The sequence below is a fragment of the Aeromonas sp. 600886 genome, assembly GCF_049174935.1.
Classification (GTDB): Bacteria; Pseudomonadota; Gammaproteobacteria; order Enterobacterales; family Aeromonadaceae; genus Aeromonas; species Aeromonas veronii_A.
The window spans coordinates 1-15677 of record NZ_JAAKUB010000041.1 but is presented as its reverse complement, the minus strand read 5'-3'; the positions used below and the strand labels follow the sequence as shown (position 1 = coordinate 15677).

General features: G+C 59.8%; 14 protein-coding genes. 5 read left to right on the top strand and 9 right to left on the bottom strand.

What is annotated here, in order from left to right:
• Positions 1-418 precede the first annotated feature (418 nt).
• The 6 genes from pbpG to G5179_RS20420 all read right to left on the bottom strand — a co-directional run bounded on the left by pbpG (position 419) and on the right by G5179_RS20420 (position 6144).
• Entirely contained in the window at positions 419-1246 is an 828-nt protein-coding gene (gene pbpG, locus G5179_RS20445) for a D-alanyl-D-alanine endopeptidase (RefSeq protein WP_005348750.1), read from the bottom strand.
• Between the two features lie 159 nt (positions 1247-1405).
• Complete coding sequence (locus G5179_RS20440; RefSeq protein ID WP_005343012.1) at positions 1406-2071, bottom strand: DedA family protein; 666 nt, start codon at positions 2069-2071, stop codon at positions 1406-1408.
• A gap of 18 nt (positions 2072-2089) precedes the next feature.
• Complete coding sequence (locus G5179_RS20435) at positions 2090-3382, bottom strand: hemolysin family protein (protein WP_005336050.1); 1293 nt, start codon at positions 3380-3382, stop codon at positions 2090-2092.
• A 263-nt stretch (positions 3383-3645) separates the two neighbouring features.
• Positions 3646-4704 (bottom strand): L-asparaginase 2, encoded by a 1059-nt coding sequence (gene ansB, locus G5179_RS20430; protein ID WP_005348754.1) that lies wholly within the window; start codon positions 4702-4704, stop codon positions 3646-3648.
• Between the two features lie 130 nt (positions 4705-4834).
• Positions 4835-5029, bottom strand: a complete 195-nt coding sequence (locus G5179_RS20425; RefSeq protein ID WP_263084849.1) for a heavy-metal-associated domain-containing protein — start codon at positions 5027-5029, stop codon at positions 4835-4837.
• Positions 5030-5193: 164 nt separating this feature from the next.
• A complete protein-coding gene (locus G5179_RS20420) occupies positions 5194-6144 on the bottom strand; it encodes an AEC family transporter (RefSeq protein ID WP_421259004.1) in 951 nt (316 codons plus the stop codon).
• A gap of 137 nt (positions 6145-6281) precedes the next feature.
• On the opposite strand from G5179_RS20420, the gene treR reads away from it, so the two are divergent.
• From treR to G5179_RS20395, 5 genes are all read left to right on the top strand, one after another.
• Positions 6282-7229 carry a trehalose operon repressor TreR gene (gene treR, locus G5179_RS20415; RefSeq protein ID WP_216952800.1) on the top strand — a complete coding sequence of 316 codons (948 nt, stop codon included), beginning with the start codon at positions 6282-6284 and terminating at the stop codon, positions 7227-7229.
• A 192-nt stretch (positions 7230-7421) separates the two neighbouring features.
• Positions 7422-8852: a PTS trehalose transporter subunit IIBC gene (gene treB / locus G5179_RS20410; protein WP_421259003.1), complete on the top strand. Its 1431-nt coding sequence runs from the start codon at positions 7422-7424 to the stop codon at positions 8850-8852.
• A 66-nt stretch (positions 8853-8918) separates the two neighbouring features.
• Positions 8919-10580, top strand: a complete 1662-nt coding sequence (gene treC, locus G5179_RS20405; RefSeq protein WP_421259002.1) for an alpha,alpha-phosphotrehalase — start codon at positions 8919-8921, stop codon at positions 10578-10580.
• 3 nt (positions 10581-10583) lie between these two features.
• Positions 10584-11183 (top strand): sugar O-acetyltransferase, encoded by a 600-nt coding sequence (locus G5179_RS20400; RefSeq protein WP_421259001.1) that lies wholly within the window; start codon positions 10584-10586, stop codon positions 11181-11183.
• Positions 11184-11303: 120 nt separating this feature from the next.
• Positions 11304-11492: a hypothetical protein gene (locus G5179_RS20395; RefSeq protein ID WP_005336040.1), complete on the top strand. Its 189-nt coding sequence runs from the start codon at positions 11304-11306 to the stop codon at positions 11490-11492.
• A 60-nt stretch (positions 11493-11552) separates the two neighbouring features.
• Here the strand turns inward: G5179_RS20395 and rluA are convergent, their stop codons facing one another.
• The 3 genes from rluA to G5179_RS20380 form a co-directional block, all read right to left on the bottom strand.
• Positions 11553-12209 (bottom strand): bifunctional tRNA pseudouridine(32) synthase/23S rRNA pseudouridine(746) synthase RluA, encoded by a 657-nt coding sequence (rluA, locus tag G5179_RS20390; RefSeq protein ID WP_421259000.1) that lies wholly within the window; start codon positions 12207-12209, stop codon positions 11553-11555.
• Between the two features lie 115 nt (positions 12210-12324).
• Positions 12325-15192 carry an RNA polymerase-associated protein RapA gene (gene rapA / locus G5179_RS20385; RefSeq protein ID WP_421258999.1) on the bottom strand — a complete coding sequence of 956 codons (2868 nt, stop codon included), beginning with the start codon at positions 15190-15192 and terminating at the stop codon, positions 12325-12327.
• Between the two features lie 269 nt (positions 15193-15461).
• Positions 15462-15677 (bottom strand): hypothetical protein (locus G5179_RS20380; RefSeq protein ID WP_421258998.1); only part of this gene is annotated, 216 nt, incomplete at its 5' end.

Sequence of the window (15677 nt, the reverse complement as noted above, 5' to 3'; positions counted from 1 at the left end):
GCCCGTAGCTCAGCTGGATAGAGTACCTGGCTACGAACCAGGTGGTCAGAGGTTCGAATCCTCTCGGGCGCACCATACAGACAGCCTCGACTTCGGTCGGGGCTGTTTTTTTATGGGCGACATTTAACTCTTTGGTGCGGATCCCCGTGCGCTGTTGCGGGGGGATCGCCCGTTTACCTGGCTGTTCTTGTCCTCATTTCTTCCCCTTTCTGTGATTGCGCACAGTTCTTCTGATCGTTGCACCGCCTCACTACCCTTTGCCTCATCTATAGGCGCGCTGTATGCCTGCCGTTGCAACGGCAGATGCCGCGCAGACATCACTAAGGGTTCGCTCATCAACATCCTGCAAGGCCTGCAGAGGCGTTCTGCAGGCAATAAAAAAGGATGCCGCAGCATCCTTTTGTGTCGAGATATTTACTCAGCTTTTCAACCATTTGCGAATGCGGTTGGCATCGCCGATGGGGGTGCGTTTGCCCACCGAGTTGAGTAGCACGATGGCAAGCTCGCGGCTGTCCGGTTTGGCGCGCATCACCAGACAGCGACCCGCTTCGTCAGTGAAGCCGGTCTTGGAGAGGCGCACGTCCCAATCCGGGTTTTTCACCAGCGGGTTGGTGTTGTTGAACATCAGGCTGTAGGCGGGGGCGCTGAAGCGCATCTCCCGGTTCTCATCCTGAGTGAACTGACGGATCAGCGGCTGGCGATAGGCGGCGGCGGCCAGCTTGCCCAGATCCTGGGCGGTGGAGACGTTGCGGGTGGAGAGGCCGGTGGAGTCGTAGAAGTGGGTATTACGCATACCCAGCTGTCTGGCCTTGTTGTTCATGGCTCGCACGAAGGCGCTGCGACCGCCAGGATAGTGACGCGCCAGTGCCGAGGCCATCCGGTTTTCGGAGGACATCAGCGCCAGATGCAGGGCGTCGCGGCGGGTCACCTTGGTGCCCATGCGGATGCGGGAGTGGGTGTGTTTGACCCGATCCAGATCGTTCTTGTCGACCGTGATGGTCTGGTTGAGATTCTGTTTGGCATCCAGCACCACCAGCGCTGTCATCAGCTTGGTGAGAGAGGCGATGGGACGCACCTTGGTGGCATTCTTCTGGTAGAGCGTCTTGCCCGTTTTTACATCCACGACCAGAGCGCTGCTTGAGCGTACTTCCAGTTTGGCTGGGTTGGGTGCCGCGCTGACCGCAGGCAATCCCAGCATTCCCATCAACCCGACAACCAGCGCTGCTGCGCGAATCCGACACCACATACAACCGACTCCATTCCCATCCAAAAAAAGGCGCTAGATTCACTCATTTTTACCCCGGCTTTACAAGGGCCGAGCGGGACTATTTCTGCTATTTGCGCAAAATTGGCGATCAAAAAAGCCCTCTAGCGAGGGCTTTCGGGTTGGGCGCTGGGCGAGGGGTCAATCCCGCGGCTGCGCGGCCCTGCGTTTGCTGATCCAGCGCCAGACCAGTGCCACCATGCCACCCACCAGCAGGGCCACCGGCAGATAGATGATGATATTGAAGAACTGGGTCTGGTATTCGGCGGCCAGCTTGGTGTGGCTCAGGTAGTAGCCAAACCCGACCAGCGGGCAGATCCACATGATGGAGCTGATCAGATTGACGATGAGAAAGCGCCCCTGGGGCAGCTCGGTGGCACCGACGATGTAGGGGTAGGCGGTGCGCACGAAGGCGATATAGCGAGCGGTGATCAGGGTGATGATCCCGTACTTGTCCAGCAGGTGGTAGACCTTCTGCTGGTGCCGCTCTTCCACGTGGGACATCAGCCGATGGTAGAGCTGGGTGTGGCCGAGAAAGCGCCCCTGCATGTAACCGAGCCAGGTGCCGACAAAGGTAGCCATGATCAACAGCGGGATTACCCCGAGAGACAATACATCCTGATAGATGAGCACGCCGGTCAGGATTAGCAGGCTGTCACCGGGCAGAAAGGCGGTAGGGATGAATCCGTTTTCCAGTACCAGAAACGTCAGAATCACACCACAGATCATGAAGGCCATCTTGGGATCGGAAAGTGTGTTCAGATCGTGATTCATAAAGGCGTGAGCCAGTTGGTAAAACTGCTCCATACTTGCAAACTCCGCAGGTTAGCTGGGTTGATCGGTCAAGGGCATGGCGAGCACCTTGTCGATGCGCAGGCCATCCATGTCAACAATTTCCAGTTGCCACTGTTCCAGTGTCACCAGATCGCCGGTTTGTGGAACACGACCAAGGAGCAGCATGATAAGCCCTCCGAGGGTGTGATAGTGATGTTTTTCTTCTTCTGGCAGACGAACTAACTCCAGACAGTCCTTCAACTCCGGCAGCGGGATCAGGCCATCGAGCAGCCAGCTGCCGTCGGCGCGCCGGAAGGCCCAGTTGTCCTCGCCATCCTCCTGCTGGAAATCCCCCGCCAGCGCCTCCAGCAGATCCTGCTGGGTGACCAGTCCCTGCAACTCGCCATATTCGTCAACCACCAGCGCCATCTGTTCGCTGTGGGTGCGGAAGTGGTTGAGCAGCTCGACGCCGTTGAGGGTCTCGGGCAGCAGGCTGCCCTCCTGGGTCAGGGCAGCCAGATCGATGGGCTCCCCCTTGATATAGGCGTGCAGCACCTTGCTGACATTGATGATACCCACCAATTCTGACAGGTTGCCGTCGCAGACCGGAAAATAGCTGTGGCGATACTCCACCAGCCGCTGCAGGTTGGTCTCCAGCGGCAGAGCCAGATCCAGATAGCGGATATCGCTGCGCGGCACCATCAGGGAGGAGAGGCTGCGCTCGTCGAGACGGAAGACGTTGCGCAGCATGGTGTGTTCATGATCCTCGATCACCCCGGCTTCAGAGCCCTCCACCAGCATGGCGTGGATCTCCTCCTCGGTGACGTTGGCGCTGCCGTTCTGGTTGACCCGCAGCAGCCGCAGGCTGGCATTGGTAGAGGCCGACAGCAGCCAGACGAAGGGGCGGGTCAGGGTGGCGAGCCAGTGCATGGGGCGGGCCACCAGACAGGCGATGCGCTCGGCATTGAGCTGGCCCAGCCGCTTGGGCACCAGCTCCCCTACCACGATGGAGAGGTAAGTCACCACCACCACCACTATGATGGTGGCGATCAGGCCACTGCTCTTGGCCGGGAGTCCCCACTCCTGCAACCAGAGGGAGAAGGGCTGGGCCAGCAGGGATTCGCCGTAGATACCGTTGAGCAGACCTATGCTGGTAATGCCGATTTGGACGGCAGAGAGAAAATGGGTCGGGTCTTCGCCCAGTTTGAGGGCAATGGCGGCGGAACGGTTGCCTTCAGAGGCAAGCTTGCCGAGGCGAGCCTTGCGTGCGGTGACGATGGCGATTTCTGACATGGCGAAGACGCCATTAAGCAAAATCAATCCCAGCAGGATCAATATTTCCATACAGCAACAGCACTCCTTGAGTGGATAAGATCGCTGGCAGTGTAATGAATTTGGCGGCGATGCGCTTGTGAAAGCGGGTGATCCGGCTCGCTAATTTGATGACAGCGCTCTGGGATGGCTGAAAAAGATGGCCGGAAAAGGGAAGGATGACCTCGCCAAACGACGTAATGGGTGAGGCGGGTGCTTGGCGAAGTGGCATTGCATGCAGGATGGAAAAGGGCGGGAAGTCCCGCCCTTGCTTGTCACTTGTCAGACAACCGTTATCAGAACTGCTGGAACCAGCGCTGGATCTGGGCTGGATCCTTGCTCTGGGTCAGGGAGAGCATCAGCAGCACCCGAGCTTTCTGCGGGTTGAGAGTGCCGGAGGCCACGAAGCCGTACTTGGCATCATCGATCTCGGCATCCAGGGTGGTGGCGCCGGTCGGCACGCGGGCGGAGCGCACGACGCGGATGCCATCCTTGCTCGCCTTGGCCAGGGTGTCGAACAGGGTGTGGTAGAGGTTGCCGTTGCCCACCCCGGCGCTGACGATGCCGTCGAACTTGGCATCCACCATCGCCTTGGCCGGCAAGTCGGTGGCGTTGGCGTAGCTGTAGACGATGCCAACTTGCGGCAGCTTGTCGAGCTTGCTCACGTCAAACGGCGTCTTGCTGGTGTGCAGACGGGCCGGGCTGCGCTGATAGTCGATCTTGCCGTTGTGGATGTAGCCGAGCGGGCCAAAGTTGGGGGAGGCGAAGGTTTGCACCCCGGTGGTGTTGGTCTTGGTGACGTCGCGGGCATCCAGCACTGTGTCGTTCATCGCCACCATCACGCCACGTCCCTTGGAGGCGGGGTCGGAGGCGGTCACCACGGCGTTGTAGAGGTTGAGCGGGCCATCAGCACTCATGGCGGTGGAGGGGCGCATGGCGCCAACCAGTACCACCGGCTTGTCGCTCTTGACGGTCAGATTGAGGAAGTAGGCGGTCTCTTCCATGGTGTCGGTGCCGTGGGTGATGACAATGCCATCCACGTCATCCTTGGCCAGCAGCTCGTTGACCCGTTTGGCCAGCTTGAGCCACACCTCGTCGTTCATGTCCTGGGAGCCGATCTTCACCACCTGCTCTCCCTGCACATCAGCCACGTTTTTCATCTCGGGCACGGCGGCGATCAGGGTTTCGATGGCCACCTTGCCAGCCTCGTAGTTGGACTGGGTAGCCGACTGGCCAGCCCCGGCAATGGTGCCGCCGGTTGCCAGAATATGGACGTTGGGCAGCGCCATCGCCATGGGGGAGAGGGTCAGGCCGACGACGGCGGCGAGCAGGGTCTTGCGGATCGGTAGGGTCATGCTGCAAATCCTTGTGGTTGGAATAATCGCAGCAAGTTTGCCCGTTTAATAACCCGGGTCTGTGATAAAACTCACCAAAAGACAGGTGAGTACAGATTTTTAACCTGTTTTATACCTCTATGGAGATAATTTAACTCGCAGAAAAACCCTTGGCTTCGATCAGGGCGATCAGCTCGGCCTTGCTCAGCTCGCTCTCGATGACGGCCTTGCTGCTGGCGAAATCGACGGTTGCGGTGGTGACCGCAGGCTGGGCCAGCAGCACTTTTTGCAGACTGGCGGCGCAGCCACCACAGGACATGCCGGACACTGTGAGTTCGATGGTCATGGGATATCTCCTCTGTTGATGAGCGCCAGCCTAAAGCTGCCGCCTCCGGCAAGGTCAAGCCGTCAGTACATAAGACCCAGATAGTTCATCAGGATGGCTCCCTGCCGGTGTATGGGAGCCAAGGTTCGTGATGGCGATGAGGTTGGCAGTTTCCTCGGGCAGGGTCAGTACATAAGACCGAGGTAATTCATCAGAGTCGCCCCGAGGCTGGTAGTGACCAGCGAACCGAGGGTGGTGGTGGCGATGATGTTTGCGGCCAGCACGCTGTCGCCCCCCATGGCACGGGTCATCACATAGCTGGCGGCGGCAGTCGGGGTGGCGCTGATGAGAAACAGAATACCCAGCTCCAGATGGCTGAAGCCGAGCAGGGCCGCCCCAAGAGTGAACGCAGCCGGAATGAGACAGAGCCGCATGATGCTGGCCCAGCCCGCAATGGCTGCACCACCACGCAGAGCATCCAGGCTGAGGGAGGCGCCGGTGCAGAGCAGCGCCAGCGGCAACGTCATGTTGGCGAAGTAGCTGCCGGTGGTGAGCAGCAGTTGCGGCATCTTGATACCGAACAGGGTAAAGGGCAGCGCCGCCACAATGGCGATGATCAGGGGATTCTTGATGATGCCGAGCAGAATGGGGCGGATACCGGTGGCGCCGCCGAGACTGCGGGTGAGGGTGATCACTGCGAGAATGTTGTAGAGCACGGTCACCGCGCCGACATAGAAGGCCGCCGCCCCCAACCCCTCATGGCCGTAGGCGTTCTGCACATAGGCGAGCCCGATAATGGCGCTGTTGCCGCGAAAGCTACCTTGCACGAAGATCCCGCGCAGTCGCTGCTCCCCGATAAAACGTCCGGCCAGCAGTTCCAGCACCAGATAGCTGATAACGGTGGCGAGCAGGCCATAGCCGATAAACCAGAGGCTCGGCATGGTGGCGAAGTTGGTACCCAGAATACTGAGAAAGAGCAGGGCGGGCAGGGTGACCTGAAATACCAGTCGCGAGGCGGATTCGGTAAAGGGATCCGGCAGCAGCCCCAGCCACTTGAGCAAGATGCCGAGCAGCAGCACCACGCAGATGGGGCCTGTGATGGAGAGGGAGAAGAGCAGACTGGCCAGCAGATCCATGATGGGCGTCCTGTGCTGTGCCCACACACCCTGACGGCGGGGCAAAAAGGGCATTCTAACGCCATGGGCTTGTATTCACAGGGGTTAATCACAACAATGTGGGCAATTCCACCGCCTAGCCTCCTGTGAGCCAATTCATGGACAAGAAACTGACCATCCTCGATATCGCCAGACTGAGTGGCGTCGGCAAGTCGACCGTCTCCCGGGTGCTCAATCAGGATCCCAAGGTGAAGCAGGAGACCCGCGAGCGGGTGGAGCAGATCATCGCCAAACATAGCTTCGTGCCGAGCAAGTCGGCGCGGGCCATGCGCAGCCAGAGCCAGCAGGTGGTGGGGATCATCGTCTCGCGGCTCGACTCCAGCTCGGAGAATCAGGCGGTGCGCGGCATGCTGGAGACCCTCTACCAGCGTGGCTACGATGCTGTGCTGATGGAGAGCAAGTTCTCCCCCGCCAAGGTGCAGGAGCATCTGGCGGTGCTGGAGCGGCGCGGAGTGGATGGCATTATCCTGTTCGCCTTCAATGACTTGGACTATGCCGCCATGGCGCCGCTGAAAGAGAAGCTGGTGCTGGTCGCCCGTGAATACCCCGGTTTCTCCTCGGTCTGCTTCGACGACGCCGGTGCGGTGCGCACCATGCTGGCGCAGCTGGCAAGCCGTGGCGCTCGCGACATCGCCTATCTGGGGGTGGATGCCTCGGATCTCACCACCGGCCAGCGCCGCCTCGACGCCTATCTCGCTTACTGCGCAGAGCAAGGGTTGCGCCCGCGCAGCGCCCTCGGTGATCTCAGCCTGCAGAGCGGCTACCGGCTGGCGGCCGAGCTGCTTACCCCTTCCACCCAGGCGTTGGTCTGCGCCAGCGACACCCTCGCCATCGGTGCGGCAAAATACCTTCAAGAACAAGGGCGTAGCGAGGTACTGGTGACCGGCCTTGGCAACAACCCCATGCTCAGCTTCCTCTTCCCCAACGCCCTCACTCTCGATCTTGGTTACAAAGGGGCGGGGGAGCAGGCGGCGCGTCAGCTGCTCGGCCAGATTGAGCAGGCTCAGCCTCCGTTGGTGACAATCGCCCCCTGCCGAACCCTGTGAGCCCCATCACTCCGGACTGAACAAAAAGTGTGCTTTTTGTGACGCTGGCCACGAATTGGGAACGTTCCCATTTCGATCTGGCCAGATTGTCGGCATGCTAAATGGGAACGATACCAAAAACGCTCCGGCCGACAGACTGGCTCAAAAGGGCGATACAGACCACTATTCAATGGCGTCACAGAGGGAAGACCCATGTCCAAGATCAACGCACAGCAGCTTGCCACCCTGATCGACAAGATCGGCGGCAAGGAGAACATCGCCACCGTCAGCCACTGCCTGACCCGGTTGCGCTTCGTCCTGAACGATCCGGCCAAGGCCGACAGCAAGGCTATCGAAACCATCCCGGCGGTGAAGGGAAGCTTCACCCAGGGCGGTCAGTTCCAGGTGGTGATCGGCAACGAGGTAGAGCAGTGGTACAAGGCGCTGACCGAGCAGCTCGGCGTCAGCGGTGGCAGCAAGGAGACCGCCAAGCAGGCGGCACGCCAGAACATGAACCCGCTGGAGCGGGGCATCTCCCATCTGGCGGAGATCTTCGTACCGCTGCTGCCTGCCATCATCACCGGCGGTCTGATCCTGGGCTTTCGCAACGTCATCGGCGACATCAAAATATTCGACGATGGTACTCACACCCTCACCGAGATCAGCCAGTTCTGGGCTCAGGTACACGCCTTCCTCTGGCTGCTGGGCGAGGCGATTTTCCACTTCCTGCCGGTCGGTGTTTGCTGGTCTGCGGTTAAGAAGATGGGCGGCTCCGAGATCCTCGGTATCGTGCTCGGTATCACCCTGGTCTCCCCGCAACTGATGAACGCCTACGGCATCGGTCAGCAGACTCCCGAGGTGTGGGACTTCGGCCTGTTCGTGATCCAGAAGGTGGGTTATCAGGCCCAGGTCATTCCGGCGCTGCTGGCGGGTGTCTTCCTGGCCTGGGTTGAGACCAACCTCAAGCGGATCATTCCGGCCTATCTCTATCTGGTGATTGTGCCGTTTGTCTCACTTTTGCTGGCAGTGATCGTGGCCCACGCCTTTATCGGCCCGTTCGGCCGCTGGATTGGTGATGGCGTCGGCTTCGCTGCCAAGGCGGCCATGACCGGCTCCTTTGCTCCCATCGGCGCTGCCCTGTTCGGTTTCCTCTATGCACCGCTGGTCATCACCGGCATCCACCACACCACCAACGCAGTGGATCTGCAACTGATGCAGAGCATGGGTGGCACGCCAATCTGGCCGTTGATCGCCCTCTCCAACATTGCGCAGGCTTCTGCGGTCGTCGGCATCATTCTGATTAGCCGCAAGGAGAACGAGCGGGAGATTTCCGTGCCTGCCGCCATCTCCGCCTACCTCGGGGTGACCGAACCAGCCATGTACGGCATCAACCTCAAGTACAAGTTCCCCATGCTGTGCGCCATGGTGGGTTCCAGCCTTGCCGCCCTCATCTGCGGTTTCGCCGGGGTTATGGCCAACGGCATCGGGGTAGGGGGCCTGCCGGGTATCCTCTCCATCCAGCCGCAATACTGGGCGGTGTTCGCCATCGCCATGCTGGTCGCCATCGTGGTGCCGGTGGTGCTGACCCTGCTGGTCTACAAGCGTCAGCAAGCGGCTGGCAAGTTGGCCCAAGCCAGCGTCTGACACTGATTATCAGGGCGACCCGCGGGTCGCCCTCTCCATTTCATATTCGAGACAAGAGAAAGACCCATGAGCCAAACACCCTGGTGGCAGAGTGCCGTGATTTACCAGATTTACCCCAAGAGCTTTCAGGATTCCGCTGCCCGTGGCACCGGCGATCTCAAGGGGATCATGGCCCGCCTCGACTATCTCAAAACCCTGGGGGTCGATGCCCTCTGGCTGACCCCGGTCTACGTCTCTCCACAGGTGGACAACGGCTACGACATCGCCGACTACCTTGCTATCGACCCCGCCTACGGCACCATGGACGATTTCGAGGCGCTGCTGGCCGCAGCCCATGCGCGCGACATCCGCATCGTGATGGATATCGTGGTGAACCACACCTCCACCGAGCACACCTGGTTCAAGTCGGCGCTGGGGGATAAAAACAGCCCCTACCGCGACTACTACATTTGGCGCGATCCGGTGGATGGCGGCGTGCCCAACAACTGGCAATCCAAGTTTGGCGGCAGCGCCTGGGAGCTGGATCCCGCCACCGGTCAGTACTACCTGCACCTGTTTGCCCGCGAGCAGGCGGATCTCAACTGGGAAAATCCGGCGGTGCGCGCCGAGGTGAAAAACATCATCCACTTCTGGGCCAAGAAGGGGGTAGACGGTTTCCGCCTCGACGTCATCAACCTTATCTCCAAGGATCAGGCGTTCCCCAACGACGAAATAGGCGATGGCCGCCGTTTCTACACCGACGGGCCGCGCATCCACGAATTTTTGCAGGATGTGAGCCGCGACGTGTTTGCTCCTGTCGGCGCCATGACGGTGGGGGAGATGTCCTCTACTTCGCTGGAGCACTGCCAGCGCTATGGCGCCCTCGATGGCTCCGAGCTCTCCATGGTGTTCAACTTCCACCATTTGAAGGTGGATTACCCCAACGGCGACAAGTGGACGAAAGCACCGTTCGATTTCCTCGAACTCAAGCGCATCTTCAACCACTGGCAGAGCGGTATGCATGGCAAGGGATGGTCGGCGCTGTTCTGGTGCAACCACGATCAGCCGCGCATCGTCTCCCGCTTCGGCGATGAGGGCGATCATCGGGTCGTGGCCGCCAAGATGCTGGCCAGCACGCTGCACGGCCTGCAAGGCACCCCCTACATCTATCAGGGGGAGGAGATCGGTATGACCAACCCCGGCTATCAGCACATCGATGACTATCAGGATGTGGAGAGCCGCAACATCTTCGCCATCAAGCAGGCTGAAGGGATGAGCGAGGCCGAGATCCTCGCCATTCTCGCTGCCAAGTCCCGCGACAACTCGCGCACCCCGATGCAGTGGAGCGCTGCGGCCAACGCAGGTTTCACCCAAGGAACGCCCTGGCTCAAGCCTGCCGCCAACTATCCCGAGATCAACGCCGATGCGGCGCTGGCCGACCAGCACTCGGTGTTCTGGCACTATCGGGATCTTATCGCCCTTCGCAAGGCGCATCCCATCTTCACTCAGGGGGATTATCAGGAGCTGCTGACCGGGCACCCGCAGATCTGGGCCTATGCCCGCCGCGCTAACGGTCAGACCCTGCTGGTGGTGAGCAACTTCTACGGCGAGCCGGTGGAGTTTGCCTTGCCTGCCGAGCTACAAAGCGGGCAAGGTCGGCTGCTGCTTGGCAACTACCCGGATAGCCCGGCCCGACCGCAATCGGGTATGCTGCGCCCTTATGAATCCCTGATCTGGCTGATGGAGTAGGTAATGGAGAAGGTGGTGCGCGGTGCCGAGTGGCAGAATATGGTGGCGGGGGAGCCCTATGACGCGGGCGATCCCGAGCTCAAAGCGGCACGTGAGCGCTGCCGAAGGCTTTATCACACCTTCAACACCTGCTGGCAGGAGAAACCGGCGCGGGATGCTTTGCTGCACGAGCTGCTCGGTAGACGCGGCCAGGAGTGTGCCATCAATCCGCCGTTCTTCTGCGACTATGGCACCAATATCTTCGTCGGCGAGAACTTCTACGCCAACGTCAATTGCACCATCCTCGACGTCTGTGAGGTGCACATCGGCGACAACGTGCTGCTGGCGCCCGGGGTGCAGATCTACACCGCCGCTCACCCGGTGGTGGTGGCACCGCGTATCAGGGGTGTCGAGTTCGGCAAGCCGGTACGGATCGGTCACAACGTCTGGATCGGCGGCAGCGTCGTCATCTGTCCCGGCGTCACTATCGGTGACAACAGCGTCATAGGTGCCGGTTCGGTGGTGACCAAAGATGTGCCCGCCAATGTGGTGGCGGCTGGCAACCCTTGCAAGGTGCTTCGGCCGATGACGGCACAGGAGCTTGAAGGTGTCATCCAGCGGTGAACAGGGACCATGAATGCTATTGCTATCTGATTGATAGAAAAGCGACTTTCAGATTGTTTTGCATTCAGTGCTTATGTTCGGGGCCGCTTGGTCGATACTGTTGAGTGCAGGAGGAACCCTATGGATATATCAAGTTCTGCAAATGCGTCGTTTGGTTCTGCTCTGATGACGGCCAGTCTGGCCAAGAAACAGCAGACCCAAGAGGGCGAAGCTGCGCTGAAGCTGCTGCAAAACGCAGCGCAATCAGCGCCGGTTGCACCGACATCGGCCAGCGCTTCTCTGGGAAGCAAGATCGATATTCGCGTCTGACCCTAATGAAAAAGCCCCCATCTCGCGATGGGGGCTTTTTTATCTCTGCGATTTGCGGGATCAGACCGGGAAAGGAGCCGGCGCCTCGAAGGTCATCCGTTCCCCGCTGCGGGGGTGGCTGATGGTCAGCATGGCCGCATGCAGGTAGAGATGGGGGGCAGCCGCCAGCGCATCCGGATGGGCATAGAGGTTGTCACCCAGGATCGGATGCCCCAGCTCCAGCATATGGACGCGCAACTGGTGCGAGCGACCTGTGATGGGAGTCAGCTTGATCAGGCTGTTGCCGTTCTCCACTTTCAGTTTTTCCCACAGGGTCAGGGCGTGACGCCCTTCCTCGTGATCCACCTTCTGCTTCGGGCGGTTGGGCCAGTCGACGCAGAGCGGCAGGTCAACCTGTCCCGACTCTGCTTCCGGCTCACCCCATACCCAGGCGAGGTAGTGCTTCTCGGTCTCCCGCTCGCGAAATTGTCGGCTCAGCTCCCGATGAGAGTTGGGATTGAGGGGAATGACAATGACGCCAGTGGTGGACATGTCGAGGCGATGAGCTGCCGCCGCCTTGAGGTGTTGCTGTTTCACCCGATGCAGGACGCTGTCTTCATTCTCGGGGCCGCGCCCGGGGACGCTTAGCAGGCCAGTGGGCTTGTTGACCACCATGATGTCCTTGTCCTTGAACAGGATATCGAGCCAGGGTTCCAGAGGCGGTGAGTATTCAAACATAAATGTCTCGCATCAGAAGGTGGGGGCAAGCCCCCATCAGTTATGGGTAACCACGACAAAGCGGCCTTGAGTATCCAGTTTGAGCTGGGTCTGGCCGCTATCGGTCGGTACCTTGTCAGTTATGGGTGACCACGATAAAGCGGATGGCATCCAGCTTGAGTTGGGTCTGATCGATCAGGTGGTGCAATTCTGCCTGCAGATTGCGCAGATAATCCAGTTCGCTGTCGCGCACGTTCGGGTTGACTGCCTTGAGCGCTTCCAGACGATCCAGATCCTGCTGCAGGGTCTGTGCCATCTGGGCGCGCGCCTTGTCGACAATCCCGGCTTTCAGCTCTTCGGCAATGGCCTGGCCCTTGCCAATCAGACCGTGGATCACCGGTTGGGACGCTGTGACCAGCTTGCTGCCGAGGTGGCGATTGACCGGAGTCAGCTGACGGTTGAAGGCATCAAACGCCACTTTCTCACCCAGATTCTGGCCGTTCTTGTCCATCAGCAGACGGATCGGCGTCGGCGGCATGAAGCGGTAGAGCTGGGGATGGGCCGCAGACTCGGCAACGAAGATCAGCTCAAGCAGGATGGAGCCGATGGGCAGTGCCTTGTTCTTGAGCAGTGCGACCGAGGTGGCACCGATCTCGGAGCCCAGGATCAGGTCGATACCGCCGCGCATCATGGGGTGATCCCAGGAGAGCAGCGCCATGTCATCCCGCGACAGGGCAGTGTTGCGATCGAAGGTGATGGTCATGCCATCTTGCGGCAAGCCCGGGAAGCTGGAGACCAGCATGTGATCCCCGGGGGTCAGCACCAGCGCGTTCTCGCCACGGTCATCCTGATTGACGCCGATCTCGTCGAACATCTTGAGGGCGAAGGAGATCATGCCGGTGTCATCATCTTCGGCGGCCAGCTTGTCGACCAGTTGCTGAGCGGCGGCGCCACCGCTGGAGTGGATCTCCAGCAGGCGATCGCGGCCCTGCTCCAGTCGAGCCTTGAGCGGCTCGTGCAGTTCGCGGGTCTTGACCAGCAGGGCGTCGAGGGCTGCCTGATCGCCGGTGTTGGCGGCCAGCAGCTCGAACAGCTCTTCACGTACAGCTTCGAATACCGGGCGAGCGGTCGGGCAGGTCTGCTCGAACGCATCGAGGCCATCGTGATACCAGAGCTGCAGGGCGCGCTGGGAGGTACCCTCCAGATAGGGAACATGGATTTCGACGGTATTCTGCTGACCGATGCGATCCAGGCGACCGATACGTTGTTCCAGCAGGTCCGGGTTGAGGGGCAGATCGAACAGCACCAGATGGCTGGCAAACTGGAAGTTGCGACCCTCTGAGCCGATCTCGGAGCAGAGCAGCACCTGGGCGCCACCCTCTTGCTGGGCAAAATAGGCGGAGGCCTTGTCCCGCTCGAGGATCGACATCCCTTCGTGGAACACGGCACCACGGATCCCTTCACGGGTGCGTAGCGCCTCTTCCAGTGCGATAGCGGTCGCCGCTTCGGAGCAGATCACCAGCACCTTCTGCTGACGGGCTGAGAGCAGCAGCTCCAGCAACCATTCGACGCGCGGGTCGAACTGGGTCCAGGTGGCGTTGTCACCTTCGAACTGCTGGAAGATCTTCTCGGGATAGAGGTAGCGCAGGGCACGGGTCTGCAGATCGCCACCGTTGCCACCCATCATGCCCATCACCTTGATGGCGGTCTTGTACTGCTCCGGCAGCGGCATGGGGTAGACGTTGAGGTGACGCTCGGGGAAGCCCTGAATATTGGCGCGGCTGTTGCGGAACAGCACCCGGCCGGTGCCGTGCTGGTCCAGTAGCTTGGCGACCGCCTGCTGACGGGCCTCAGCATCGCTCAAGTCCAGCCCTTCCAGCTGGCTGGCGAGGATCTGTCTGGCTTCATCGCTCAGGGTCTCGCCATCCAGCAGCTCCTGCGCTGCGCTGGCGACCTGACCATAGGCCTGCTCCTCGGCGAGGAAAGCCTCATAGTCGTAGAAACGCTCCGGGTCGAGCAGGCGCAGACGGGCAAAGTGGCTCTGGTGGCCCAGCTGATCCGGGGTTGCGGTCAGCAGCAGTACGCCCGGCACCTGTTCGGCCAGGGCTTCCACCATCTCATAGGCACGGCTCGGCGCCTCTTCACTCCACTCCAGATGGTGGGCTTCGTCGACAACCAGCAGATCCCACTCGGCTTCCAGCACCTGCTCGAAGCGACGACGCTTCTTGCGCAGGAAGTCGAGGCTGCAGATCACCAGCTGTTCGGTCTCGAAGGGGTTCTCCGCATCAGCAAACGCCTCGATGCAGCGCTCCTCGTCAAACAGGGAGAAGTGCAGGTTGAAGCGGCGCAGCATTTCGACCAGCCATTGGTGCTGCAAAGTTTCGGGCAGCAGAATGAGTACGCGATGTGCACGGCCGGAGAGCAGTTGCTGATGAATGACCATGCCCGCTTCGATGGTTTTGCCCAGACCTACCTCATCGGCCAGCAGTACGCGCGGAGCGTAGCGGTGACCCACTTCATGGGCGATATAGAGCTGGTGTGGGATCAGGCTGACCCGGCCACCGGCGAGACCACGAGTCGGGTTGCGACGACGTTGGTGCTGGTTCACCAGCGCTTCGTAGCGCAGGGTGAAGCGGGACATCCGATCGATCTGACCGGCGAACAGGCGATCCTGCGGCTTGTTGAACTTAATAAAGTTGTTGAGAAACACTTCCTTGAGGGCAACGGGCTCATTATTGTCGGTGCGCACACCTACATATATAAGCAGGCCGTCTTTCTCCTGCACTTCTTCGACCGTCATGGTCCAGTCTTCGTGACTGGTGATCTGATCGCCCACATTGAAGCTGACCCGGGTGACCGGCGCCTCTTCTTTGGCATACATGCGGTTTTCACCGGTAGCCGGAAACAACAGGGTAACCATGCGTCCTTCAACAGCAACGACAGTCCCCAACCCCAGATCCGTCTCTGTATCACTAATCCAACGCTGGCCAAGTGCAAAAGGCATTAAACTCTCCAAAGCCCAAGAGTGTGTGAATCGCAAAGGGGCGATATGTTACCCGAAGGCGTGACCTCGATCACCATGCATATAGATGTAGAGAGACCAAATCGCCACAACCTTGATCTGCTACCACCGCCACACCATATAGAGGATAGCGAGCTCGCCAAACGGGTATGCTATTGCAGGATAAATACGCTTTTTGGGTGATTAGTGAGCGGTTGAGCCAAAAATGCGAATTTAATTCGAAAAGGCCCTTGCAAGCGTGATCCAGATCCCTATAATGCGCCTCCATCGACAGGGCAAGCGGCAACGCAAACAACCTCGTCGATAACCTCGAAAAGCCTTTGAAAATAAGGCTTGACTCGAGAGGGCGGTTGAGTAGAATTCCACTCCCGCAGCAACACTCTGTTGCATCGCTCTTTAACAATTTGAATCAAGCAATCTGTGTGGGCACTCGCAGCATCGAACATCAAAAACAATTTTTGATTTTC

Excerpts from the sequence above, each read along its gene's own strand:
- pbpG (WP_005348750.1), bottom strand. The coding sequence starts at position 1,246 with ATGTGGTGTCGGATTCGCGCAGCAGCGCTGGTTGTCGGGTTGATGGGA.
- G5179_RS20440 (WP_005343012.1), bottom strand. The coding sequence starts at position 2,071 with ATGGAGCAGTTTTACCAACTGGCTCACGCCTTTATGAATCACGATCTG.
- G5179_RS20435 (WP_005336050.1), bottom strand. The coding sequence starts at position 3,382 with ATGGAAATATTGATCCTGCTGGGATTGATTTTGCTTAATGGCGTCTTC.
- ansB (WP_005348754.1), bottom strand. The coding sequence starts at position 4,704 with ATGACCCTACCGATCCGCAAGACCCTGCTCGCCGCCGTCGTCGGCCTG.
- G5179_RS20425 (WP_263084849.1), bottom strand. The coding sequence starts at position 5,029 with ATGACCATCGAACTCACAGTGTCCGGCATGTCCTGTGGTGGCTGCGCC.
- G5179_RS20420 (WP_421259004.1), bottom strand. The coding sequence starts at position 6,144 with ATGGATCTGCTGGCCAGTCTGCTCTTCTCCCTCTCCATCACAGGCCCC.
- treR (WP_216952800.1), top strand. The coding sequence starts at position 6,282 with ATGGACAAGAAACTGACCATCCTCGATATCGCCAGACTGAGTGGCGTC.
- treB (WP_421259003.1), top strand. The coding sequence starts at position 7,422 with ATGTCCAAGATCAACGCACAGCAGCTTGCCACCCTGATCGACAAGATC.
- treC (WP_421259002.1), top strand. The coding sequence starts at position 8,919 with ATGAGCCAAACACCCTGGTGGCAGAGTGCCGTGATTTACCAGATTTAC.
- G5179_RS20400 (WP_421259001.1), top strand. The coding sequence starts at position 10,584 with ATGGAGAAGGTGGTGCGCGGTGCCGAGTGGCAGAATATGGTGGCGGGG.
- G5179_RS20395 (WP_005336040.1), top strand. The coding sequence starts at position 11,304 with ATGGATATATCAAGTTCTGCAAATGCGTCGTTTGGTTCTGCTCTGATG.
- rluA (WP_421259000.1), bottom strand. The coding sequence starts at position 12,209 with ATGTTTGAATACTCACCGCCTCTGGAACCCTGGCTCGATATCCTGTTC.
- rapA (WP_421258999.1), bottom strand. The coding sequence starts at position 15,192 with ATGCCTTTTGCACTTGGCCAGCGTTGGATTAGTGATACAGAGACGGAT.